Below are 24,305 nucleotides of genomic sequence, written 5' to 3'. Positions count from 1 at the left end.
ATACAAATCTATGAAAATCGTACCTTTGACACATGAAAATACTTCAAGATTTCGAATTATTATTTCAACATGAGCTTCAGGGGTTATATGATGAGGATGAAATAAAAGCAATATTCTTAGTGGTTGTTGCCGAAAAGTTTGGGTTAAATAGAACCAATTATCAATTGAGAAAAACAGATATCGTCAAGGAGGCGGATAAGGCTGAAGTACTTAGCATCCTTCAGAATCTAAAAAAGCACAGACCTATACAGTACATACTCAATAAAGCAGATTTTTATGGTGAAGTTTTCCAGGTCAATGAATCGGTCCTCATTCCACGCCAGGAAACTGAAGAACTTGTCGATCTGATCATCAAAAACCACAAATCTTCTCAAAACCTAAAAATTATAGATATCGGAACTGGCTCTGGCTGCATCCCGATCACCTTATCAAAGCATCTCAATAATGCCCTAGTAACAACGATAGACATCTCAAAAGAGGCGATAAAAACAGCACAAGAAAATGCTAAGAATTTAAAAACTCAGGTTCAATTTATCAATGCGGATATATTTGAATGGGAATACATTTTCTCCGACCAACACTATAATATCATTGTATCCAATCCGCCCTATATAACCCCGGGAGAAAAGCAGCACATGAATCAAAACGTATTGGCTTATGAACCTGAGCTCGCATTATTCATTGAAGAAAGCGCTCCATTGATTTTTTATGATGTTATTTCATCCTTTGCTTTGAAACATTTAACCCCAGATGGAGATCTATATTTTGAAATCAATCAATATCTCGGTCCAGAAATGAAGGAACTTATGGTCAAAAAAGGATTTGAACAGGTCAAACTCATAAAAGATATCAATGGAGCAGACCGAATAATCCATGCAAAAAAAGCGCGATAAAAAAATAATCCGTTTATTTATTAACAGTTAAGGCCTTTTCGTCAAAATTTGCATGCTATAATTTGGCATATATCAAAAGAAATTCTACCTTTGCATCACTTTCAAAAACAGAAAGGATTCCGTAGCTCAGCTGGTAGAGCAATACACTTTTAATGTATGGGTCCTGGGTTCGAATCCCAGCGGGATCACAGAAGACAATATCAAAAAGAACTAAAACCCTGCAAATCAAATGATTTGCAGGGTTTTTGCTTTTTAGGGCTATCAATATATTCACCATTTCGCATAAAAAAAGTGCGTCATAAGGTGCGTCGTTCTTTACAGATTCCAAAACTCCCCTAATATTAATTAAAAATCTGAATATCAGCATATTCAGATTTTAAACATCTTGATTTGGACATACTGCAAAGCTAATTTTGTATCACTTAATGTTATCATTATGAAAACGAATCTTAGCTTACTCTTCTTCCTGAAAAAGCCTAAAAACTACAAAGATGGTGCTCCCCGCTTCATTTATTTAAGGATTACCGTGGACGGCCAGCGTGCGGAGTTATCGGCAGGCCGTGAGATCGAACCTGACCGATGGAATGCAAAGGCCGGAAAGGCCGTCGGAACGAAAGAAGAAACAAAGACCTTAAACACCTTTCTCAATAAATTCAAGTCCGATGTCAGTGCAGTACACACTCAAATGGTTGCCGAGGGCGCAGAAATAACAGCTGAAAGGGTAAAACTCAGGTATCTTGGGAAAGACGAACCCGCCCCCTCACATACTATTCTAGAAGCGATCAAAGACCACAATATAAAGATAGAAGCTCTTGTCGGGCAGGATTACGCAAAAGGCACATTGAAAAGATTTCAGGTGCTGGAAAGACATATCGGGGGATACATCCAGCACCAGTACAAAAAAGATGATCTTGACGTAAAGAAAATCGACAGGGCATTTATCGCTAATTTTGATTTTTACCTGCGCAACGAAAAGAAAAACGCAAACAATACCGCTATCAAGTACCTAAAGAACTTTGGAAAGATCGTCAGGATATGCGTGTACAATAAATGGCTGGAAAGCGATCCGTTTGTAGGATATAAATTAAAATCCAAGCCTGTACAGCGTGATTTCCTAACCTCCGATGAACTCAGACGAATATCTTTGAAAATGTTCGTTACCGAACGCCTTACCCAAGTACGGGACTTCTTCCTGTTCAGCTGCTTCACGGGACTTTCCTACGTGGATGTCAAGAAACTGAAACCTTCGGACATTATTGTCGGTGTGGATGGTTCACGCTGGATCAATATTTATAGGCAAAAAACAGGCACAAGGGTTCCCGTTCCCCTATTGTCTGTGGCCGAGGCGATCCTTGACAAATACAAAGATCACCCCGTATGTATCGCAAACGACATATGTCTGCCAATATCAAGCAACCAGAAAATGAACGAATACCTTGTCGAGGTCGCTGAACTGTCGGGCGTTAAAAAGACTTTGGGCAACAGGGTCGCAAAACGGACTTTTGCCACCACCGTAACGCTCTGCAACGGCGTACCTATCGAGAGTGTTTCCAAGATGCTGGGACATACCAACCTGCGCACCACGCAGATCTATGCGCAACTGTTGGACGAAAAGCTCGCCATCGACATGGCCCCGCTCAAAGAGCTGTTCAAAAACATACCGGTGCAAGCAAATGCTGCGACAGAACAAAATGCACTTGCCGAACAGACATTAAAGGCATTCTTGCAGATATTGTACCCCAATGCTTCCGAGCAACAGGTCACATCGCAGATCCACTTGCTAAAGGAAAGTCTATTACAAGCTGTTTAACCGATGTACACAAGGCCGTTTTAGAACGGCCTTGTCTTAACAAATCGAGCGGAAAGGATAATCCAATCTGTACGACACGTGTCAAAAAACTCCATTATATGATTAAGTCCGCCGAGAGGGCGGAAACGAGATGTTTTGCCATCTTTCAAAAGTTATCAATAAAAAGCAAAAAAGTATAAGGGACGGCCGAAAGGCGTCAATTTTTCCCGTAAATGCCCGAAAATGGGATCTACGGTAGAATCATGCGGTGGTTACGATTTCTATAATCTAAACAAATATTTTACTATATTTATTTGATCGAGTTGGTAGCACCAGCTTCTTAATATCATAAAGCATGAAAGAATTAAGATTACTATTATTTATCCTTTTTATTGGATTGGGAATTTCCCATGCCCAAACGAACAAAAACTATGTTATAGACCTACCCTCGGTCAATCAAGATACAACCTTTGAGAACGTTTTACATCTTCTTCTGTCGAGCGATTATTTTGTCCTTTCGGCTGATAAAGATTCTGGGCTAATACAGTGTAAAATCGTTAAGGATGACCGTAAGGCATTTTCAAAGTTAGAAGTAGATATTCTCGAATACAATCTATTGATACGTGACAGCCAAGGAAAAGGTACTCGGATTTATATACAAGCCAACCTCAAACAAAAAATCCATAAAATCCTGAACAACGAAGGTATTTACTATGATGATAATGGTGTAACTAAAGAGGCAAAACACTACGAATCCCTAATTGAATTCCTTAAGTCCCATCTGATTTAGCACTTCTTTGGCACACCGGCTTAAATCCAAATGACCAGGATGTTAATTCGGTTCGTTGATCGTCACGAAAGCTGTTGTTATCTTTGACACCTTTTGCGTTTCTTCTTTTTCTTTATGCGGTTGACAAACACCTTTTTTTCGCAATCTCAGCATGTGTTTTGGGGAACACTGGGCACGCATAACAGCCCAACTTGTTCCTTACAGAGCGTCCCTTAATGATTTTGCGCTTCGTTATCTTATTCCATTGGTAAAAAGGCTGTTTTTTTCGTTTTTTCTTTTGGTAGTGTTGTAGCTGGACACGATGAAAAGGGCAAAGGAGAAAGCTCAGATTGACACGTGGAAATTCATCGTAAACAGCCAAAAGCGGGAACGGCGAAGGAAGCATGTGGTGGGGTCCCGCAGGCCGAAAATGAGCGTGGGGAAAACTCCCCAACTGGCTGTGAGGTACGAAACAGCCTGTTGGAAGACATCGGACGTTGTGGCGGACGAGCGCAGCGAGGCAAGCCTCTACGTCCGATATATATTGGTCTGTCCACAACTGAGAAAAGCCTTCACACCCTGATCCGATCAGTTTATTGCACTAAGATATACAGGTCCCAAAGGCATTATAGAACAGGTCTAAATTTATAGAGCTAAGAGCCTTTTTCTAAAATATAGATCAGGCCCTTAGTTCAAAATAGATTCCCGAAATCCCGACAATTTTTTTTCATGTACCAATTGGAGATCTAGGTATCTGATCAATGCCAAATACTACGCCATTCAGTCTACTACCTAAGGGAGAGCCTGTTAATCTTTATTATCCTATATTAATAGTACGATTCCGAACATCTTGTGTTCAAAACCGAACATTTATTTTTCATTCCCCATGATTATCTCATGTTCTTCGCTAAATTTCTGCGAATAGTTTAGCTAAAGCCGCACTGAGTGGCTCCGTGAGAAAGTTGGCGACAGTTCACGGAATACGCCTCCATATGGGATGATGCGCATATTGATCTGAGTGAAATGGTTGACGATTTGCGTGTTCCTTTGAGGCCTGATAAAAACCTGTATGTACTATTTCAACTTCACCAAAAGATTGCTGACGTCTTTCCATGATAATTTTCAATCTTGTCTTAGGTGAACTCAGGAGCTCTTTATATACCCCAAAACCCATATAACGGGCCACTAAAGAATCAGGGAGGGGAACATTGCCAAGATCAAAGCGCCCATTTTCATCTGACTGTACGGATTTAACATGGTGCTTGAGACTTATGGTAACTCCTGAAAGTGGTTTTCCACTGTCGTCATAAACGTGACCAGAGATCTGTGCTCTTACCTTAACAACCAACATAAGGGACATCAAAATTATAATCGCTTTTTTCATATCCCCCTTATCTAATATCCGATTTTAACCTTAGCTCTTGCGGTATCGTTGATATATCGCCAGCTATCAATCTATCAACTAAGCTTTTGGTATCTGCTTTGGTATCGGGAATGCCGATAAAGACATTATTCCTGACCCAAGCTGATGGCCCCGTTACTGATCTGCCACAGAAATAAGCGTTCAATAACCAAACCTCTGGACCAACCAATTGGGGCATTGACCATCCCTTTTCTTTAATCATCAGTTCAGCCATAAAGTCCCAGTCTAACATCATTCCTACAGCAAGCACTTGTTTATCATATTCTGGTTGCAGGTCCTCCCATTTGTCCATCGCTTTTATACAGGGAGAACACCACCGTGCCCAAAAATCGAGCACCAATATTTTGTCTTTGGAAAGCTCCCGTATTGTTATGCTATCTCTCCCCTGGGGATCATTAACGATGCGGATAGGAAGATCCAGTATATCATCAGGAATTTTATTCTCAATACTGATAGGGTCAATCTTTTCCACATTTGGTTTATATACAAACAGGGGATACTTTTTTATATTCGCATCTGGGTGAAAATAAAGAATCGTCTCCCGTTTATCATCTGCATTTTTTATATCTACAAGATAAGGGACATTCTCCCTGGTGATCCTAAGCATAGATCCTCTGTCAGCCCGTGTTTCCACGGACTGTGCAGAGCATAAACTAAACATAGAAACGAAAATTGTCGTTAGCGTCTTTAAGAGGTTGTTTCCTCTGTAAAGATGCGTTTTTATAATAGCTTTTATTATTATTTGCATAATATAGTATAATCTAGTCTGTTTATATTGAAGAATATATCGGAGCGAGAAGGATAATCTATCCATTTCTATCTCTCATTCTGCTCTATCCCATTCGCTTCAATCTCCGATTGCGGAATTGGCCAAGTCCATTTCTTATCATTCGGTTTCAATGAATATTGTACACCGTCCAATACTCTTGAAAACGTTACAGGATACTTTCCTTCGAGATTTAGCCTCCGTGCATCTTCCCAACGCCTTCCCCTCATAAAAAGCTCCTTGTGCCGTTCTTTGAGTATATACAACAGTAGATCATCAATCTCTGCAAGTCCTATAACCCTATAAGAACTTTGGTCAAACCTATTCTTTCGCAAAAAGTTGATATCATCCAGAGCTAATTGTGGAGATCCCGTACGGGCGTAGCATTCCGCCCGGATCAGGAGCATTTCTTCCACACTTAAACCTGTAAACGCTTCTATCGCTCCCTTACCGCTATAAGACCCAGTGTATGCTTTTGTATTGTCAGGCCGTGTAAAAAAGTACACCTTTTTTCGCAGATCCTCCGGCTCAATGGACTCTATAAACAATGTATCTGCATTTCTTCGGGTCGCCCCGATAACGCCCCCGACGGTTTCAACAGAATAAAAGATGATGGCAGGATTGTTTTTGCCGTAAACGTCGAAATAGCTACTTCCAAGGTTTGAGATCGTGCCTGTCAATTTATTAAAATCGACAAGCGTGTTTTTCTTTTTTAGGACAATATCGGCGTATTTTAGCGCCATACCAAAATTTCCCTGCCCGAGATAGACCCGTGCCAATAGGGCCTGCACCGCCGTTATTCCGGGCATGTAAGGGTTATCGTCGTCTTGTATCGGCACTTTTTCCGCCTCAGTCAGATCTTTCAGGATCTGTTCGTAAACCTGTTTCAATGTCGAACGGCCGTATTTGATGGAAACATCATAATCCAAACGTAGTGGCAGCCCGGGTTCTTTATCAGCAGTCGCTTCCTGATATGGCTTACAGAATACCTGTGCCAATTGGTAAAAATTCCAAGCCCGATGGAAACGTGCACTGACCTTTACCCTATCTATGTCCCTTTGCCCATCTGCTCCAATACTGGCCGATTCGACATCAAGCGCAAGATTGGCAATCATAATCCGCTCATACCCCAGATCCCAATCCCTCAGATTTCGTTCATTGCCGTAAGCATTGTCCTTCCAAAGATAGGCAAATTGATGAATCGGTGTGTATTGCGATCCCGCTGTAAGGTCAGCCCCATTTTTGACATAATATTCGTCGGCTCCCAGATAAGCCAGATCGGTAGAGGTCGTATACATAATATTTCTGCCCAGAATTGCCAAATAATCTTTGGCTGTCTTTGGCACCACCTGATTGGAAGTCCGTTTTTTATCCAAAAAATCCTTTCCGCAGCTTGCCAAAGTAATGACAAGGCAAATTATCAGATATTTTCTCAAATTCTTCATTATTCGATTTTTATAAATTCAACTTAAGTCCAAGAGAAAAACTCTTCGGTGCGACATAATCCGCATTTGGATAATCAGGGTCTAAACCATATTTATTCGCTTTCCATAAAATTCCAAGATTGCGGGCATAAGCGTAGAACTGGATATTCTTAAACATCTGTCCCGGAAGTATGCCAGCAGGAAGATCATAGGAAAAGCTTATATCCTGTAAACGGAAATGCGCCCCTCTGGTCACGAAATTTTCATACTGTTCAAACATGCTGTACAGATTATCGCTGGGGTCAGCTGATGTAGCGGGAATATCTGTCCATCGTTCGTCTCCGGGACTCTTCCATCTGTTCAGGTAATCCATATGATACTGCTGTCTGTATTCACCGCCGGGTACAGTGGTCGAACGCCTGAATACATGCCCCAATTTCCACGCAATCAGGAAAGACAGGCTCATGCTTTTCCATTTAAACTCATTTCTCAAAGAGCCATATATTATCGGCACCGTAACTCCTGCATTTCTTAAATCCGAAAGGGATAAACTGTTATAATAATCTATTCCATCCCGCACACGTTGTCCATCAATAAACATTTGCACAGTACCGTCGTCAGGATCGAGTGAATATTTTGGTAACGCATATAAGATATCCTTGCTTTTTCCCTTGACAGGTACAGAAGGTTCCAGAAGATAATTATATAGGGCAATATTTGTATTTGCAGAGTATCCTGTAACATTATTTTGAACGAAGTTGAATAGAAGGGTGCTGTTCCAGCTAAATTCCCCACGGATGTTTTGGCTGTTGAGCTGAATATCAATCCCTTTGGTTTTAAGATCAGCATAGTTCATCAGGTTAGAGTTTTCCGCACTGCTTCCCGGATAAATTCCCACACTTGTCGGAAGAATATTGGCCCCTATCAGATCGGTGGCATTTTTTATATAAAAGTCGATACTGCCCGAAAAACGGCTATCGAGTAACCGCATATCCATACCAAAATTCAGGGTCATTACCTGTTCCCATCGCAACGATGGATTACCGATACTCCGGACAATCGCTACCGGAAGCCCTGTATTTGGGTCATTTGCCGAATGGCTGATGGTAGGTAGGGCACTGACATTCTTGTTTATATTACCGGCGACACCATAAGTAGCCCTCAAACGCATATAGTCAACCGAAGGAAGTTGGAACCAGCTTTCTTTTGTCAGGTCCCAACTGGCACCCGTGGACCAAAGAGGGGTACCTTTTTGATTCGTCTTTACGCCAAACAGGTTAGAGCCATCCCATCGCAGGGAGCCAGAAAGGATATACCTGTTTTTATAAGTATAGCTTATATTTCCAAAATAGGAAAGATACCGGTCAATAAGCTGTTGCCTTGCCGAAGGCGGAGCCATCAGTCTTGACCGCCCACTGGGCCGTGTCTGATAATTTTCAGTATAATTATAATTATTGTCTCCGATCATCAATTCGGGATCATAATTATACAGTGTGAATCCCGGATCGGTGTTTTCAACCTGTTCCCTAATTTCTGCCCCTGCCAAAGCATTTATATCATTGTCCTGATTGAAACGTTGTGTATAGTTTAGCTGCGCCCTTGTGGAGTGGCTTCTGGAATGAATACGGGCTAAATCCTGAAATATCCCGCCATAAGGAATAATTCGGGTGCCATTTGGCTGTGTAAAGTAATTGACCAAATTCCGCACGTAATAGCTATCCTTATCATATAGCGCCGTACTGCCCGAATTCCCTCTTATATATTGATAAGTAGCACTCAGGTCGAAATATTTTAAAAAGTTATATCTGACTCCGATATTGGCACGGAGTTCATCACGATAACTGCGCTTGTCCATGAGTCCACGCTCTTCCAAGGGTATATACCTCCAGTCCAACAGGCCGTTTTCTTCTGCTTGTCCTACATAGGGCTGTCTGTGGTTTTTGATAATGGGTAGCGGGGCACCTTTTTCGTCCGTCAACCGGATATACGGGGATAGGTCCACATGAGTTGAATTCCCTTTTAGGTCATTTAAGCTCACCTGATTGTTTCTGCTTCCCTGCTTACTGTACCAGAGCGATGTTGACAGTTCCAATGTCTTAATGGGTTTAAAAGTGTTCTGTAGATTAAAATTCACCCGATCATTGTCTGACCCGATTTCATTGTTCCGGTTTTTATCATACCCGCCTGAAACATAATAGGTAAAACGGTCGCCACCACCACGGGCATTCAGGGCGTATTGTTGGTATAAAGATGGTTGGTAAAGATATTTCATTGCCTCATTGCGTACCTCGGTGCTTCGCAGAACAGCTTCCCTCCTTGTGAATTCCTCGGGGCTTAATGAACCATTTTCAAGTGCTATAAGCATTTCTACATATTCAGGAAAGGGGATCTGCTGTGCACTCTGGAGATAGTACCCGCCGTTTTTGTATTTTTCCTTTTCGATTTCCATTACTGTGGACGACGGGAGACGGTTGCGGCCATAAAGCAGATCAGGTTTGTCTCCGAGGGTCAGATTGCTATTGATAGCTAATTGCCCTTTCTGATTATACGTTCCCTTTTTGGTTGTAATGACGATCACACCATTTCCTGCCCTTGCTCCCCATATTGATGCCGAAGCCCCATCTTTCAAAATGGTAATATTTTCGATATCATTTGGATTGATAGAAGTTATATCTCCATCATAGGGAAAATTATCCACCACGATCAAAGGACTTGCGTCTGATTGAATGGTGGCTAGCCCACGCACACGGATGTCCGAAGGTTTTGTTCCGTTCGGTGTGACAAACTGAACCCCTGAGGCAACGCCGTCAAGCCTTTCAAGGATGTTCGCTCCCACAGAGCGGTTTAAAAGTTCATTGTCAACGATTGTAAAAGATCCCGTGGCCCTTTCTTTTGGAATACTGTAGAATCCGGTATTTACGACCTGTACCTCCTCCATCTCAGAAGTATACAAAGAAAGAATAATACTTCCCATCTGAAATTGAGCTTTCACTGTTCTGGATTGGTATCCTACATAAGAAATTTCCAGCGTAGTCCCTTCGGAAACATTGATCAATTCAAAATTTCCATTCGCATCTGCTAAGGTTTGCGTCGAGGTACGTTGTCCCTTACTTTCCAAAGCAACAATTGTCGCTCCTTCGAGGGGTTCGCCTTTTTCATTCACTACCTTACCTTTGATCAATTGCTGTGCAACGGGTTCCGTGTGCGACGATCCTTCTGGGAGAGGATCAGTTTTTTTTCGCTTGATCATGATGGTTCCGTCAGAAAGCTCATATTGTAGCGGCTGTCGCTCGAACACCCGTTTTAGTGCTATCTCAAGGGGTACGTTTCGTAATTCCAGACTGATTGGGCTAGCCATTAGCAGGTCTTGATCCACGTAGATCAGGTCACGTCCGCTTTGGGAGCTGATCTGTTCCAGAACAGTTCGCAAAGGAGCGTTTTTGACATGGATAGTCACCTGAGCGATGGTCAGGCCACTAACCTGCAATAGGCAGCAGGTCATGAAAAAAGCTACTAACTTCATCATACGGCATAATTGTTTGGAAATGGGCAGATATACTCGCCCACTAAAAATCTGGTAATAATTCATTAAATTTACGCTGTTTGGTTAATGATTAATTTAATTCTGTTACAAGATTGATTAAGATAACGGACCGGACATGGAGCGGGAGTAGGGTCGAATCATTCCCGCTTCTCTTTGTATAACCGTTACCGTTTTTTGTAAGTTTTACGGCATAACAATCACCCTCCTTCCTTCTAGTTTAAAGCGGACATCACTAGTATACGAGATTTTATCCAAAAGCTTTTGGATATCCTCAAAACGGCTCAGGGTACCGCTAAAGGTCCTCTCTGAAACTGTTCCTTTATAGATGGGTTCCACATTATACCAGCGACCTATTTTTTTCATGACGCTTTCTAGCGGTTCCGACTCAAAGACGAACTTGCCATTTTTCCACGCAACTACTTTGCTCACATTGACGGTTGCCAGACGTATTTTGCCGTACCGATCTACTATTGCCTGCTGGCCGGGCATGAGAATTGTATTGCCATTAATGCCTACCGAACCTTCCACAAGCGTGGTGCGCCCTGTTGTTTCATCGCTGTAAGAATTCACATTAAATTGGGTCCCAAGCACCCTTATCTGTTCCCGTGCCGTGGTCAAGACAAATGGCCGGCGGAGATCTTTGGCCACCTCAAAATAAGCTTCTCCCTCGAGTCGTACTTCTCTTGTGTCTGTCCTTGCCAAATCTGCTGCATAGCTAATGCGTGAGTCCGCATTCAGCCAGATATTTGTGCCATCCGGAAGACGCAATTGATAGGTTCCTCCCTTAGGAGTCAGTACGGTATATTGCTTTGACGCAATATCGGAATTCCCGCCCGCCAACTGACTACCATCGGTATACCTAATCTTTCCATCCTGCATAACTATACCTTCCTTTTTATCATCCAAGTCGATTGATTTGCCGCCATCTATTAGTAGGGTTGCCCTATTTCCTCCGGGAAGCACCGGCTCAGAAATAGATGCTGTAGGAGACTTCGAAGATGGATTTTGCTTGTTATTAAGAAAATAAAGCGAACCTATTCCAAGCAGTAGAACAACAGCTGCTGCATAAGGCAGCATACTTTTCATTAGCGACTTCATGGCTTTTGGCTGGCCTTGGCTCATCATTGGTCGCAATTTCTTATAGATACTGTGGAAAGAGCGGTCAAGCTGTTCCTGTGAAGGAGTAGCTTCTTCCTTCGTAAGATATTGTAAAAAGTGATCTTCGACAGTCTTTCGTTCCTTGTCCGAACAGGTTCCATCAATATAGCTTCCGATAAGCCGATTGAGTTTATCTTTTTCCATAATTTGGGATATCGCTTTAGTGCATTCCTACTATATAGAAACACAAGTGTCCCTAAAATCCCGATCTTTTTGAAAAAAGATCCAAGAATGGGATTCGAGACAAAAGATAATGCTCAAATTGACTGTTTTCGGCCCAAGGAAAGCAAGAGAAAGTAACTAGCAATCAGTTGTTTTTAGGACAGCAATAAAAACATGCTGAGGCTGAGGCCTATTTTTAAGCGCAAATCTTTGGTGGATTTGGATAGCAGATTTTTAACAGTCTTCTCAGAAATACCCATTGTACTGGCGATCTCGGCATGACTGTAATTGTCAAAATAATATAATAGGAAAATATCTCCACCTTTTCCCGGAATGTCCTGAGCAAGTTTGCGCAAGCGCTCGACTAGTTCTTTCTCGAAAATATAATCATCGGTCTGGGTCCTACCTTCGTGGATGTAATGTAGGAGATCCGTTTTATAGGTGGTAAGATTGGTCCTATTTCGTTGCTGATTCAGGAAGCCATAGCGTACACTTTGATTGAGATAATTGAACATTTTACCCGAGATATCTAATGTACTTCTTTTTTCCCAAAGGTTCAAAAATATGGTCTGTACGATATCTTGGCTTTCTTCATCATTCCCACCGGTTAGCCGGAAGGCATACGTATACAAAAAATCATGGAAACGTCTATAGATTTCCCGGAAGGCCGATTCATCATCCTGCTTTACCAATTCCATTAATTCTGTATCTTTCAGTTGACTATAAACCATTAATATATTATTCGGTTAAATGTACTACAATAAAGATAGCAAAAAGAATAAATTAAAACCTATGAAGATGTATTGCTAAAAATTGAGGAACTAAAGCTGCAATTAAAATTTGGTCATTAATTGGCCGACTTATCAGGTTGACTAAAGTTTATTCAATTTTTTGTATATTGATTTATGCTTTGAGAATGAGAGAAATCCTTTCAATGAAACCATTTGACGTCTAAAATGCTTTCTTTCATAATCTAGATTTATAATGGCTCCTGTTCGGTCTTTCATAACCAGCAGGAGTTTTTTATGTTCTTTTTATTCATGGGAGGCTAATAAAATAGATCGATTTAACAAAACGTCATGATCTTTTCATGGGGTCATTTTAACTTGTTAATAATGACAAATTATTTGCACATTCAGACCGAGAAAAATAAAGTTGTTTTTCATTAATACTAATATAACGCTTTTACCTCTGGTTACTATTGGATCTATAGGCCCAATCCAAAATCTGTCGTATGGCAGCCTTGATCCTGTCCATTCCTTCTTTTTTTGAAACATCAATTTCACAGATCGTACTATCCGTGTTTACCGAATGTAGCGTGATATAATTTATGGCTGATACCAGTAGTCCTGAAATAGCACGAAGGTCCACCTCATTTCCCTGAAGCTCCTTGTCGGCAAATGCAAAGAAAATGGTACTCAGCTTTTCCCGTTCCTGAACAATCTGGGATACCATTTCGGATCGTTCACATATTTGCCAGGCGACCATTCTCTGCATCTCAATATTTCTCCGTAGTTCGTCAAACTGGTTCATGAGCAGCGATTCCAGAAAGTTCTGTGATCCATTCTGCGGAGACCCAGCAAAAAAATCCACAGCTCCCACCGAAGCAGAGATCCAATAGTCCTTGCCCTTGATATATGTCTCGATCAGGTTGTCCAACGAACCAAAATAGAGATGGATGAGTCTGCGGTCAACACCTGCCGCTTTGGAGATATTGGCAATTGTCAGTCCGGTATAGCCTTTTTCCCCTAGGACTTTGCCTACAGAAAGGATCAATTTCCCCATTGTTCTTTCCTTGTCGTTCTTTTCGCCACTGTATGTCTTCCGTTTATGCCTGCTGTCCATTTCAGTATTTTGTTAGAAGTGAGTAGTAATATAGCGTTTTAATTCCAGTCGAAGAACCTTAAACAATAAAATTTTCTTACATAAGGGAAAATATGATTTTTATTTCTATTTTTAACCCTAATATAGATCAATTGTAATCGAACATGAAAAAGATAAACCTGCTGTATCTCTGCATATTTACATTATTTCTCGGCTGTTCCAAATCAGAACCTAAAACTTTTGAATACTGGAACAATCAGGTTAATGAAAAGCTCGAAGAAATAAACAGATTGGTTCAGTCCGTTCCTTGCACAGACGCTGGAGATTTTGAAATAGTAAAAAAGGGAGGATATTATCTGGTCCATCCTTCAATCAAGGTTGCCTTTGACAATCTTCATGTCCAATTGGAAGAGCTTGAAAGAGAAAGGAGTCTGGCGGGAGCTAGGGAAGGCTGGATCGGAGGTTCAACACCAATGTTACCTAGCCATCCATTAAGGAAGGTCTGTGAAAATGGCAAGCCAAAACTTTTGTATGTCAAAGACCTCTCTATTGAAGAAATCAATACAGAAATACCCGTGAGGTACAAAGAAATAGTTAATTTTTACAAGGATGCTTCCTGCACTGACCCAAAGCAGTGGATCGGTCGATATATTTTTTCGGATTGCAAGCTAGAAGCTGTACCCGTGCATAAAACTATCCGAAATGAGGAAATAATCTCGAAAGTGGATATATACAATCAGATGATGGTACGGAAGTTTCAGCTTGAGAAGCCCAACTGTGGGGGAGATCTTCGTTTCGAGAGTGTTTTTGAGACGCTACCAGCGCAATGTGAGGACGGAAAACCTGTTGTTGCCGTAACCAGATAAAAAACGGTTCGGGGTGCAAGAACTTCGCCCTCTTACTCTAGACTATTGAATATGTCATATGGGCGACAATATATCAATGAAAAGGATAGAAAATAGCTATTCTAACGGTATTAGTAGGTACTTTATTTTTTATCCTGCCTGTCAATAGTAACTTTACTACTTGATCTCAAAATATCCGTAAATATTATAGGTTTTCTTTGTCTTTTGATAGTCGGACTTTAGATAGTATTTTACGATCCTGTATTTGCCTGTTTTATAATTGATTTTGTCTTTAAATAATTTCTTTTCAAAATTTTCGCTTTCCGTAGGTTTTAGTCGCCAGCCTAGGTCGTGAAAGAGAATATCCTTTGGTGATACCTCTTTCCATTTGTCGTTTTCATAACATTCAATCCGATAATGTAATCCCGTTGAGATAGTATCATTGGTATTATTTGTTATTTTCACCATTATGGTATCGGGGATATCAGAAAGCATAAAAATGTCTGGTTCAACGGATAATGCTACAGATTTATCCTCAATGACATTTATCTGTTCTTTTCTGACTGTTCGGTTTTCTTCACGTTTGGTCTGATTACAAGCCAATAAGAGAATTGCCGAAATTGTAAGTAGGATAAAATATCGCATCTGTCTATTATGTGTGACTTTTTTAAAAACTATAAAAATAAGAAAGATAAAGATGAAAAGCTGCATTGTCCATAAGCCTTGTCCGATAAACTAATAACATCATATAGATATATCATTTCCGTGGTGAAACTCCGTTTGGTGAAAAATAGCGTTGAAAATTGTAAATAATTGGCCATTCACAGGTTTTGTCCTTTGTGGTGAAAGAAATTGACTCGGTTGAGGGACCATGATGAATTCCAGCTCTTTAAAGCCCGCCTTTCCGTACCAAACAGCCGATTGATGGTATGCGTACAGTTGCGCCTCTTTTCCATATCAATTCCAATAGGACCTGCTCACCATCCCACAGAATGAATACAGGAGATCCCTATTTCCGGACAAAAGGACCCAGTCACGTACGCACTTGATATTTTCAAGTACCTGGTCTATTGTAGCGGCCCTGGGGTGGAAACCCATAAATTTCGATAACTGCGATTGTTCGATAAGTTCATGTAACCGGAGCAGCGGATAGCCCGGAAGACGTACAATATCCCGATTGGCGCTCCTCAATTCATTGAGTTCTGCCTTCAGCACGATCTGGTACCAGCAGAGCGTTTCGGTATCGATCCGGTTCAGATACCCCGGAAGTTTGGACAGATAACGTATTTCCAGCAGGAGGAGCTCATGGTGGTCATCTTCGATATAGGCTCGGTTTATTTCGCACTGTATCTTAGCCCACCCTTTGCGGAACAGCAAGGAATATTTTTCCAGTCCTTGACATAAACGGGTATAGACGCTTACCGTATCAACTGATCTGATCGGACAGACCGTTGCTTCCCTGATGCGATCGGTCTTCGAGGAAGCGGAATGACAAAGGATGTTGGGTTTTGAATATTCGGGTGATTCCAGAGCTCCTTCACGATCCTTCATCAATTCCTGATAGATCATGTCGGACATGCCCTGTTTATATCCCAAAAGTCCGAAAGACTGGAGAAAATCAGTCTGGGATTCAGTTGGTTCGGCCAGTTCAAAAGCAGAGGAGATCAGGGCAAATATGCACAGGCGCACCCAGTCCCGGTCTTTCGCTGACATGGGTTCGGAATTAATTCTGTCAGCTAACAGTTTGGCGGAGCCATAATGAAAGTCAAGCAGTGTATCCCTTTGTTCAGGTTCCGGTCGTAACAGATAAGGATCCAGAATGGTGTGGATCATCGAGGCTGCCCAGTCGAAATGATCGAGTTTTGGGACGACCTTGCCCCGTAGGTACTGGAACCTTTCTTCTAGTCTTGACCTGTCCAGGCCCCTCATCTTTTCAAGGTGTATTTTATAATAATACTCTTGAGATCTGGGGTAACTTTCCTTCTCAAAACGGTTAAACGGAAAAGTATAGATCATCCTTTCGATCGATGGCCGGCTCTTTTTCTTTTTCCCCTTAAAGTAATAAGTCAACAGGCTCATACAGGCGAGAAAGAATTCGTCTCCCGAAAAAGAGTGGGATCGGATTCTCTCAGCGATGTCCCTTACATGAACTTTGGTCTCCTCTGTCAATCTGGCGCTATGGAAGTCAGTCGATACCGGCGTGTCCGGCAGACCGGCCTTCCAAAAATGGATTTTTTTTCCGTCGATTTTTAGGCCGGGTACCATCGCATCGTCATAGAAGATGTCCAGCATACAGTATTCTCCCGGAAGAAGGAGCTGTACTAGGGTCTGGTCCCCCTGCCAGAACAGCTGGCATTCGCCCTCCCGACTCCTTCCGGTCTGGTATTCCCCGAACCGGAAGTCAATATTTCCGGCAAACTGGATATTCAGGGTCAGTACAGGCCTGTTGGGCACGGAAAAGAGCTTGACCTCTTTGTGGACGATATACCTGGAAAAGCGGAAATGGCAAAATGAGTCGCATGCGGAAAGTATCTCTATGAGACAGTTGTCGGATCTCAGGACAGACTCAGCGACCAGATAGTCTTCACTTACAGTCATATGGTCTGGACCGAGAGCAAAGGGGGGAAGGATGGGTTTTTCCCCTAGATCTACAAAAATGGATCTGGCGTATCTTATCCTGCTATTCATGTCGTCATATCTAATATAATTCGATTATCCGCCGACACATCCAATACCAACTACTTTGTTCAGGGAATTGATATTGACCTTCACTGTCCGCAGCGGGACCTACCACAATATACCAAAAAAATTGCATCATATGAAGCATTATGTCCACCTTTGGATACCCAGGGAGTCATAAGCGAACCCGCAAAATGAAAATGTCGAGCAAAAACTGTATTTCATATGGGTAAAACGCCAGTTGGTCGAGAAAATTTGTTGGACATTTCTGGATTCTGTATATTATAGGATTTAACGCTTCGGGAAATCCAGGCTTTTTCCGGGGAGAAAGGAAAATACGCATGAAAAATCCCATCGTTATCCACTATTCAGAAACGGCAATCATGCAAAAAGATGTAATGGATCAGCCCGGCTTCTGCAATTACCCAATCCGTGGGCTCCCCTGGACGACTGTCCGGGACGTCGGGTACAGCATGTCCCTTCAAGAGTCTGAATTCTTTGGCGGCCACATGCTGCTCATGGAGCTCGAGGCCCTTGAAGAGACCGAGATAATGTTCTCCGCTCCCCAGCCGGTCGTGTTTACGGTTGTCATGGTCGAGGGGTTCTTCAGGTTCTTCCAGGAAGAAAAGCTTCTTTCATATGCTATGGGAGGCTCTTATTATATGACCTACAATCCTTCAATTACAGCACGGCTAAAAGCCAGTACGGGCAAACACGTTATCCTGGTATTCGCTCTGGACAGGGAATCCCTCGGTCTTGCAGAGAGGACATATCCCCCAATGGAAATCCTTATGGAATGTATACGGCAGAGATCCCCGCACACCGTCAGGTTGCCGGTATGCAGGATGACCAGAGAGGTAATCGACCTGTGGAGCTGTATACGGAAGTTAAGTTCAAACATCCATATTCGCAGCAGTGATATATCTTCGGTAGTGTCCCGATTGATCCGGATCTATCAACTCCAGTTGAAACAGGGAAATGTCGTGAAGGAACAGCTCTCCATGGAGATCGCCAATGCCCTGATTATGTACGTCGACGCCCACTATACATCCGATAGGGATGTCAGGAAGGCCGAAATTGCCCGGCGGATCGGTGAACCGGTGTCAATTCGAAGGTTATTGTCAAGTTGCTTTCGGCAGGTCCCTGCACAAGCATATCAGGGATATGAGAATGGGGACGGTTGTCCGGCTGCTTGTGGATACCGATATGTCCGTAAGGACAATCATAGCGAGTGTGGGCTATTCCCACGGATCAAACTTCTTCAGACTTTTCTTGATCTATTTTGGGCTTTCACCTGCTGAATACAGGAAAAAGAACAGATAACCGTCCTTTTTTATTCTTGGTGGTGTCCATTTTTTTCGGATTTGATGAAAATAGTTGGTTTTACCAAAAAAACCGACACCATTTTGACCGATTCCCCTATTTATCTTTGTCATATAAGTAGAACAGTTGTTTTCATATCCATATTCCGATATAGATATAGAAACAAATAAAATATGGTAAGCGTACCGGGGGTTGAACCAGTTTCCCTATGGTATAGTTCCAGACAGGGGGCCATTGGCAGTGAGACCAACCCCATATATCCGCCGATACGCTCAGGACAGATACGGATGTCGGGACAAGGGACGGGGCACAGCGATAAAGTGCAAACAAGCCCATGGTGGGCAGGCGGGGCCAAGGTAGCCCTGCTGATTAACAGGTACATGGACATGTAAAAAAATGGATGCAATGAAAACAATAGGCACAGCGAAAAGAAAAACGACAGGTTTCCTCCTTAGGACAGAGGAGATGTTCCGATCCATTCGGATAAGGATGCACGCCATTTTCCTCCGGATATCCATGATCATTAGGTTGGTAACAAAGGTTATCGATCTGCGGTGGTTTCCTTCCCTGAAAACCTTAAACCACAAGAGAGTTGTCAAAAGATTCTTTTACCCCCTTAGGTTCGCCACTTTCCCGAGCCGGCCGGTCCTTCGGCTTCGAGGAAACTGATTGACCACCACACAAGATCCCTCAAAAGCATAACTGAGAGGCAAAACCGGGATGTACTAATTAACATAAAAAAGCTATCATGAGAAAAATCATGACCCTGATGCTAGTGATACTGGGTATCACTGTTTCAGCGGGGGTTATAGCGAAAGCCCTCGAAAACAAAAATGAGCCACTACCGAAAAAGGCTATAACCGCCTGGGAACTCACTTCGCCATCTGCGAATCCAACACTGGAGACCAGTTATCAGCCGTTCACAGGGAACCCAGAGGAACTGTGTTCCGGTAGTGAAGATGTCTGCGCAGTAATGGCCGAAGACCGTGGAGATGGCCACCCTGAATTGACCCCGAGTTTGATAAACCAGATCAACAAACAGGCTCCGGCAGAAGACGTATATTTTAAGAATTGATAGGACTGCCCCAACCTTTCTTTGTCAATTTTTAACAGATTCTGTTGAATTAGGTTTATTTTAACCGATCATATCCCAATAATTGGGATATGATCGGTTATTTTATAGAGATACAGCAACTTTATTTACCTACCCTTGTAGGGAGGTTGAAAGGTGTGTCATTTTTCGAAAGGTCTATCTGATAGCTCTTTTCCCCCACCTTCCTGGTTATTACAAAGGGTTCCGAATTCTCAGCCGCATAGCGTTTCAGGTCCATCCACCTTATCCCCCCTTTGAAACAGAGTTCTTTCAACCGTTCTTTTTTTATCAGATCCAACGCTTCCGGTTTACTTAGTCCAGAATAGTTAAAAAAAGAATCCTGTACATAACGCTTTTTCAAAAATGTGCTGAGCACATCAAGACCCTTGCTTATTTTGTCTAATCTGATCAATGCCTCTGCATAATTCAGGTATAGCTCCCCGGAAGTCAACCCGCCAAATAAAGTGGAGTTATTCACCCCAGTATAACTTCCCTTAAATGTTATTTTATCCCCTGAGCCTGTGAAAAAAGCAGTCTTTCTCAGGTCACCCTCCTCAAAAAGATCAAAAAGGTACTGCGGGACGTTAGCTATCGAAGGAGCAAAAATACTTTCATTGCCTGATATAGTGGAATAAAAGATAGTCTCTCTGTTAAAACGTTCAAAAGGAAGCTGCGATCCTGTGGGAAGATCCTTGAAGTCCAGGAGCGCCACATTTTCCTTCATCGCTTCCCCAGCATAAAAAGATGTCCGTTCCCAATTGCCCAAACTGAGATAAAATCTGCTGAACAGTGCTTTTGCAGCCAGGCGTGTCGGTCTTGTACTGATCTCCTGTCTTTCGGGAAGTAATTCTACAGCTGTCCTGAGGTCATTTTCAATAAAATCGTACAGATTACCTAATGTAGAGAAAATGATCGGCTCACCGATATCAGGTGTCTTTTTGATCGGAATTGTCGTTTGGTTCTCGTTGATCCCTTTTTTGAACTGCGGGGAGAAAATAATGGCAAGCTGGAAATAGGTCATGGCCCGCAGGAAGGCTGCGCTTCCCTTGATTCGTTTCCGGTCATTTTCGGACATGCTCCCAAGCGACACCTTATCTATATTATCCAAGACGAGATTAGAATAAAATACCTGGGACATAGAAAAGGTCCAGGTATTATCCGTTAGGGCATCTTGGTTCCAGCTATAAAGTAACCTTGTATTTTCACTTCTGGAATTAAAGTTCTGCTCGGATAGGTAATAATAGTCCGATGCTATATCCCCTAAGGACGGCAGAAAGCCATTTATGTTGTTTTCATCATTGAGCAGTGCCTGAAGATCATCAAGCGTCTGAGGTTCCTTCCATGAGATATCTGGTTTTTCATCCAAAAAGTCGTTGCAGGAAAATAAAAACAGTACGGTTAAGCAAATCAATTTTCTCATCATTTTTCCAATTATAAATTCCAATTAACACCAATACTATAGGAACGGGAAGGTGGCATGAGCGAATAGTCCGGATCCGGGACTCTCTTGCTCGCCTTCCATAATATCCCGACATTGTTTGCCATAGCAGTAACTTTCAGGTCTTTCCAGTTACCTTTCGAAAATGGCCTGTATCCCAACCTGATGTGCTGTAATCTCAAAACACCTCCTTTTTCAACATTTATTTCAGCATTCTGGTAAAATAGATCAGCGGCTGAACTGGCAGGATATACAAATGACGGAACATCTGTCCGGTACTCATCGCCTTTTTTTTGCCAGCGGTCGTAATACTCTGTGTGAAGGATACTGCCACTGTTGACCATATCCGAATAATTTATTGCCGGACGACGGAAAACATGGCCAAGCCTCCAGGTCAGCAACAGTGATACGTCCAATGACCGCCAGTTGAAATCCTGTGTGAGACCACCGAAAAATCTAGGCACGCCCGTACCCATATACTTTAATTCCTCCAGCCGGCTCTGCTGACGGATGGCACTATGATCTGTCGATATTTCGCCATTCAGAAATCCCTGGGCTATTCCGTTTTCCGGGTTCAGTCCGCCCCATTTATAGGCAAAAACAGCAAAGGCAGGAAAGCCCTCTACTGGTGTCAGTGATGTTGCCCCGCCAAGGACATCCGAATCGAGGTTCCTTTTAAAATAGTAGGATATAATCTTTGATGCGTTGAACGTATTGTTGAAGCTGGACCGCATCTGGACTTTTCCAATGCTATAGTTTCCACCAATAGTTACTTCCAGTCCCCTGTTCTGCATCGTTGCGCTGTTTTTTGTCAGGCTACCAAAGCCTATCGTAGGATCTGACGACATTAACGCAAACAGGTCCTTACTGTCTTTAATATATCCTTCGAGGGAAAGTGTTATTGGAACAGCCCTGAATCCCATATCTACGCCTAGATTCACCGTTGAGACCGTTTCCCACCGGAGATTTTCATCGGGAGGATTTCTTACCCGAGCATATTGCAGCCTATTGAGGCTGCTCCTGATGCTATTATAGGCTATCACGGTTCTTCCGCTAAGATCGGGATTGATGTTGCCGCTCTTTCCATACGTCATTCTCAATCTTAAGTTCTGAAATCTGTCCAGAAAGTCCCAATTCTCCCTGTGGATTGACCATGCTCCCCCTACGGACCATAAAGGATTCCATCTCTGGGAAGTACGGACGCCAAAAAGATTGGACGCATCCCGCCGTGCGCTGAAGCTTACACTGTACCGCTCAAAGAAAGTAAGGTCAGTATTGAGGTAGTAAGAGAGAAATCTCGTACGTGTGCCGGAAAGCGCATCGGAAAAGGGGATCCTGCTGGCACCGGAAAGACCCGCAATGATCGGGTAGGTCGAAATATAATCCAGTGCCGGCAGGTTATTGAATTCCCGCTCATAACCATAGGTCCTATAGCTGTTTCCCTCACTGTTTATTATTCTGCTCTCGTTACCAAGGATCATCCGAAGGGCTGCAAAATCACTGATCTTCCGGTCCACATCAACCTGGAAGCGTAAAGAATGGTTTTCACCTAGGGTATTTTGTCCATCCCTTATGGCTGCATTTGGAATAATATAGTTTATTTCCCCATTCTGTATCTGCGAAAAACGGTTGATCAGATCCCTAGCATAAAATGTCCTTCTATCATATATACTTTGCTGTCTATGTTCCTGACGCCCATATTGGTATCTGGCGGACACCTTTATTCCTTTCAATAAGCGATATGAAATATCACCGGTTACCATAACTTCCGTATTTCTGGACGTGTTGTCCGCCGCATTTATTTCCTGGAGTGGTCTGAATGACCAGTCCAGCAGACGGCCGGTATATAGTGTATCCACAAATGCTTTACGGTATTGGTAGGGCATGCTTGCATAATTTCCGTCTGGCCCCATCAATTCGAGATAAGGATACATCGATATCGTTGAATTTAGCATATCCATCCCCTTGTTATTGCCTGTCGTTTTCATCTGTGCCATCTGCATGGCTACCATAAAGTTCAATTTAGGAGTAAGATTTATATCAAACTGGTTCCTGAAACTTATCCTCCCGGTTCCATTCTGCCGCAGGGTGGTACTATTTTTATCGTATCCTGCGCTAAAATAATTGGATGCAATATCACCGCCCCAAGAGATATTTGCGGATGCCTGCTGTTTAAGCATTTTCTGGTAAATGAATCTATCAAGCTGCTCATATACATCAATCTGACCTAAATGTTCAAGTTCCAGTCCGAGTTCACTATCGGTAATTTTTCCTTGTCCGTGCTGGTATAAAAGCTCAACCACAGGTGTGATGGCTGGCCTCGATGTTTTGTTGTTCAGCACAGCATTATATTTCCCGTTTTCATAAAGAAATTTCTCTATCTGTATGTAATCTGCGCTACTGATCCTCGGTATGGATCTGATCTGGGGCAGTTCAGTGAGGGTGGTAAGGGAATTTACCTGAACCTTGAGCCTACTTTTACGGGTTCCTGATTTCGTTGTGACCACGACAACGCCATTTCCAGCCCTCACGCCCCAGATTGCAGAGGCAGAGGCATCCTTGAGTATAGAGATGTCTTCAATATCATTTGGGTTTATTGCATTGGGATCGCCCTCATAGGGAAATCCGTCCACAACGATCAGTGGCCTGCTCATTGATACTCCGCCCAGTGTGCTCAGTCCCCGTATGGAAAAAGAGCTATTCTGCCCATTGCCATTGGCGGGCCTGTTCAGCAGGAGCCCACTCGACAATCCATCCATCCTGCCCATAAAATCTTCCTGCGGCATATTCCCGATCCTTTCTTTGGGGATGTTCACATAAGAGCCCGTACTGGTATTTTTATCAAATGTCTGATAACCTGTAGAAACGACTACCTCCTGAAGTTGCTGTTGGGATTGGGGCAAAAGTATTAAAGCGAAATCATCCGCAAAGCTTTTTGCGATCTTTTTATAACCTACATGATGGAAAACAATTCTTTCTCCGTCATTTTTACTCTCAAAGCTAAAATATCCGTTTCCATCCGACTTCGCCCGCAATGCACCATGGGTGACTGTAACTCCGGGCAACGGTCGCCGGGTCAGGCTGTCAAGAATTTTCCCCTCGATTAGTCGGGACTGGCAAAAGCCCGGCATTATCCAGAAGAGTGACAGTAGTAATATTATGATTTTTTTCATCA

General features: G+C 42.7%; 19 protein-coding genes and 1 tRNA gene. 9 read left to right on the top strand and 11 right to left on the bottom strand.

Annotated elements, in window-relative coordinates; translation table 11 throughout:
* The first annotated feature begins 32 nt into the window (after positions 1-32).
* From prmC to B3297_RS07330, 4 genes are all read left to right on the top strand, one after another.
* A complete protein-coding gene (gene prmC / locus B3297_RS07345; protein WP_070567713.1) occupies positions 33-893 on the top strand; it encodes a peptide chain release factor N(5)-glutamine methyltransferase in 861 nt (286 codons plus the stop codon).
* Between the two features lie 115 nt (positions 894-1,008).
* Positions 1,009-1,081 (top strand) — tRNA-Lys (locus B3297_RS07340).
* A 248-nt stretch (positions 1,082-1,329) separates the two neighbouring features.
* Positions 1,330-2,703 carry a site-specific integrase gene (locus B3297_RS07335; RefSeq protein WP_286778707.1) on the top strand — a complete coding sequence of 458 codons (1,374 nt, stop codon included), beginning with the start codon at positions 1,330-1,332 and terminating at the stop codon, positions 2,701-2,703.
* A gap of 334 nt (positions 2,704-3,037) precedes the next feature.
* On the top strand, positions 3,038-3,472 hold the full coding sequence (locus B3297_RS07330) for a hypothetical protein (protein WP_286778706.1): 435 nt from the start codon (positions 3,038-3,040) through the stop codon (positions 3,470-3,472).
* Between the two features lie 952 nt (positions 3,473-4,424).
* Here the strand turns inward: B3297_RS07330 and B3297_RS07325 are convergent.
* From B3297_RS07325 to B3297_RS07295, 7 genes are all read right to left on the bottom strand, one after another.
* Positions 4,425-4,835, bottom strand: coding sequence for a carboxypeptidase-like regulatory domain-containing protein (locus B3297_RS07325; RefSeq protein ID WP_286778705.1), 411 nt, complete (start codon positions 4,833-4,835; stop codon positions 4,425-4,427).
* A gap of 7 nt (positions 4,836-4,842) precedes the next feature.
* Complete coding sequence (locus B3297_RS07320) at positions 4,843-5,535, bottom strand: TlpA family protein disulfide reductase (protein WP_286778704.1); 693 nt, start codon at positions 5,533-5,535, stop codon at positions 4,843-4,845.
* A gap of 155 nt (positions 5,536-5,690) precedes the next feature.
* Positions 5,691-7,085 carry a RagB/SusD family nutrient uptake outer membrane protein gene (locus B3297_RS07315; RefSeq protein WP_286778703.1) on the bottom strand — a complete coding sequence of 465 codons (1,395 nt, stop codon included), beginning with the start codon at positions 7,083-7,085 and terminating at the stop codon, positions 5,691-5,693.
* Between the two features lie 10 nt (positions 7,086-7,095).
* On the bottom strand, positions 7,096-10,590 hold the full coding sequence (locus tag B3297_RS07310; RefSeq protein WP_286778702.1) for a SusC/RagA family TonB-linked outer membrane protein: 3,495 nt from the start codon (positions 10,588-10,590) through the stop codon (positions 7,096-7,098).
* A gap of 201 nt (positions 10,591-10,791) precedes the next feature.
* Positions 10,792-11,910: a FecR family protein gene (locus tag B3297_RS07305; protein ID WP_286778701.1), complete on the bottom strand. Its 1,119-nt coding sequence runs from the start codon at positions 11,908-11,910 to the stop codon at positions 10,792-10,794.
* A gap of 173 nt (positions 11,911-12,083) precedes the next feature.
* Positions 12,084-12,626 (bottom strand): RNA polymerase sigma factor, encoded by a 543-nt coding sequence (locus tag B3297_RS07300; protein WP_286778700.1) that lies wholly within the window; start codon positions 12,624-12,626, stop codon positions 12,084-12,086.
* Positions 12,627-13,113: 487 nt separating this feature from the next.
* Entirely contained in the window at positions 13,114-13,773 is a 660-nt protein-coding gene (locus tag B3297_RS07295) for a TetR/AcrR family transcriptional regulator (RefSeq protein ID WP_286778699.1), read from the bottom strand.
* A gap of 143 nt (positions 13,774-13,916) precedes the next feature.
* On the opposite strand from B3297_RS07295, the gene B3297_RS07290 reads away from it, so the two are divergent.
* On the top strand, positions 13,917-14,618 hold the full coding sequence (locus B3297_RS07290; protein ID WP_286778698.1) for a hypothetical protein: 702 nt from the start codon (positions 13,917-13,919) through the stop codon (positions 14,616-14,618).
* A gap of 156 nt (positions 14,619-14,774) precedes the next feature.
* Here the strand turns inward: B3297_RS07290 and B3297_RS07285 are convergent, their stop codons facing one another.
* Both B3297_RS07285 and B3297_RS07280 read right to left on the bottom strand, forming a co-directional pair.
* The gene (locus B3297_RS07285; RefSeq protein WP_286778697.1) at positions 14,775-15,242 is read right to left on the bottom strand and encodes an immunoglobulin-like domain-containing protein; all 468 of its coding nucleotides are present in this window, start codon (positions 15,240-15,242) and stop codon (positions 14,775-14,777) included.
* A gap of 312 nt (positions 15,243-15,554) precedes the next feature.
* Positions 15,555-16,862, bottom strand: a complete 1,308-nt coding sequence (locus B3297_RS07280) for a hypothetical protein (RefSeq protein ID WP_286778696.1) — start codon at positions 16,860-16,862, stop codon at positions 15,555-15,557.
* 1,210 nt (positions 16,863-18,072) lie between these two features.
* Between B3297_RS07280 and B3297_RS24850 the strand changes: the two genes are divergently transcribed.
* The 4 genes from B3297_RS24850 to B3297_RS07265 all read left to right on the top strand — a co-directional run bounded on the left by B3297_RS24850 (position 18,073) and on the right by B3297_RS07265 (position 19,674).
* On the top strand, positions 18,073-18,195 hold the full coding sequence (locus tag B3297_RS24850) for a hypothetical protein (RefSeq protein WP_369012205.1): 123 nt from the start codon (positions 18,073-18,075) through the stop codon (positions 18,193-18,195).
* Between the two features lie 140 nt (positions 18,196-18,335).
* The gene (locus tag B3297_RS24845) at positions 18,336-18,599 is read left to right on the top strand and encodes a helix-turn-helix domain-containing protein (protein WP_369012206.1); all 264 of its coding nucleotides are present in this window, start codon (positions 18,336-18,338) and stop codon (positions 18,597-18,599) included.
* A 173-nt stretch (positions 18,600-18,772) separates the two neighbouring features.
* Positions 18,773-18,991, top strand: coding sequence for a hypothetical protein (locus B3297_RS07270; RefSeq protein WP_286778694.1), 219 nt, complete (start codon positions 18,773-18,775; stop codon positions 18,989-18,991).
* Between the two features lie 377 nt (positions 18,992-19,368).
* On the top strand, positions 19,369-19,674 hold the full coding sequence (locus B3297_RS07265; protein ID WP_286778693.1) for a hypothetical protein: 306 nt from the start codon (positions 19,369-19,371) through the stop codon (positions 19,672-19,674).
* A 121-nt stretch (positions 19,675-19,795) separates the two neighbouring features.
* On the opposite strand, the gene B3297_RS07260 is transcribed toward B3297_RS07265, so the two are convergent.
* Together B3297_RS07260 and B3297_RS07255 are read right to left on the bottom strand one after the other, a co-directional pair.
* Positions 19,796-21,115 carry a RagB/SusD family nutrient uptake outer membrane protein gene (locus B3297_RS07260; RefSeq protein WP_286778692.1) on the bottom strand — a complete coding sequence of 440 codons (1,320 nt, stop codon included), beginning with the start codon at positions 21,113-21,115 and terminating at the stop codon, positions 19,796-19,798.
* Between the two features lie 8 nt (positions 21,116-21,123).
* Positions 21,124-24,303, bottom strand: coding sequence for a SusC/RagA family TonB-linked outer membrane protein (locus tag B3297_RS07255; RefSeq protein WP_286778691.1), 3,180 nt, complete (start codon positions 24,301-24,303; stop codon positions 21,124-21,126).
* Between the last annotated feature and the right edge of the window lie 2 nt (positions 24,304-24,305).

Source organism: Sphingobacterium sp. UBA3519 (assembly GCF_002377215.1).
GTDB classification, from domain to species: Bacteria; Bacteroidota; Bacteroidia; order Sphingobacteriales; family Sphingobacteriaceae; genus Sphingobacterium; species Sphingobacterium multivorum.
This window is presented reverse-complemented; position numbering and strand designations above follow the sequence as displayed.

What these genes read in the sequence shown, in the direction of transcription:
- prmC (WP_070567713.1), top strand. Translation starts at nt 33, where the DNA reads ATGAAAATACTTCAAGATTTCGAATTATTATTTCAACATGAGCTTCAG.
- B3297_RS07335 (WP_286778707.1), top strand. Translation starts at nt 1,330, where the DNA reads ATGAAAACGAATCTTAGCTTACTCTTCTTCCTGAAAAAGCCTAAAAAC.
- B3297_RS07330 (WP_286778706.1), top strand. Translation starts at nt 3,038, where the DNA reads ATGAAAGAATTAAGATTACTATTATTTATCCTTTTTATTGGATTGGGA.
- B3297_RS07325 (WP_286778705.1), bottom strand. Translation starts at nt 4,835, where the DNA reads ATGAAAAAAGCGATTATAATTTTGATGTCCCTTATGTTGGTTGTTAAG.
- B3297_RS07320 (WP_286778704.1), bottom strand. Translation starts at nt 5,535, where the DNA reads ATGTTTAGTTTATGCTCTGCACAGTCCGTGGAAACACGGGCTGACAGA.
- B3297_RS07315 (WP_286778703.1), bottom strand. Translation starts at nt 7,085, where the DNA reads ATGAAGAATTTGAGAAAATATCTGATAATTTGCCTTGTCATTACTTTG.
- B3297_RS07310 (WP_286778702.1), bottom strand. Translation starts at nt 10,590, where the DNA reads ATGATGAAGTTAGTAGCTTTTTTCATGACCTGCTGCCTATTGCAGGTT.
- B3297_RS07305 (WP_286778701.1), bottom strand. Translation starts at nt 11,910, where the DNA reads ATGGAAAAAGATAAACTCAATCGGCTTATCGGAAGCTATATTGATGGA.
- B3297_RS07300 (WP_286778700.1), bottom strand. Translation starts at nt 12,626, where the DNA reads ATGGAATTGGTAAAGCAGGATGATGAATCGGCCTTCCGGGAAATCTAT.
- B3297_RS07295 (WP_286778699.1), bottom strand. Translation starts at nt 13,773, where the DNA reads ATGGACAGCAGGCATAAACGGAAGACATACAGTGGCGAAAAGAACGAC.
- B3297_RS07290 (WP_286778698.1), top strand. Translation starts at nt 13,917, where the DNA reads ATGAAAAAGATAAACCTGCTGTATCTCTGCATATTTACATTATTTCTC.
- B3297_RS07285 (WP_286778697.1), bottom strand. Translation starts at nt 15,242, where the DNA reads ATGCGATATTTTATCCTACTTACAATTTCGGCAATTCTCTTATTGGCT.
- B3297_RS07280 (WP_286778696.1), bottom strand. Translation starts at nt 16,862, where the DNA reads ATGGTACCCGGCCTAAAAATCGACGGAAAAAAAATCCATTTTTGGAAG.
- B3297_RS24850 (WP_369012205.1), top strand. Translation starts at nt 18,073, where the DNA reads ATGTATACGGCAGAGATCCCCGCACACCGTCAGGTTGCCGGTATGCAG.
- B3297_RS24845 (WP_369012206.1), top strand. Translation starts at nt 18,336, where the DNA reads ATGTCAGGAAGGCCGAAATTGCCCGGCGGATCGGTGAACCGGTGTCAA.
- B3297_RS07270 (WP_286778694.1), top strand. Translation starts at nt 18,773, where the DNA reads ATGGTAAGCGTACCGGGGGTTGAACCAGTTTCCCTATGGTATAGTTCC.
- B3297_RS07265 (WP_286778693.1), top strand. Translation starts at nt 19,369, where the DNA reads ATGCTAGTGATACTGGGTATCACTGTTTCAGCGGGGGTTATAGCGAAA.
- B3297_RS07260 (WP_286778692.1), bottom strand. Translation starts at nt 21,115, where the DNA reads ATGATGAGAAAATTGATTTGCTTAACCGTACTGTTTTTATTTTCCTGC.
- B3297_RS07255 (WP_286778691.1), bottom strand. Translation starts at nt 24,303, where the DNA reads ATGAAAAAAATCATAATATTACTACTGTCACTCTTCTGGATAATGCCG.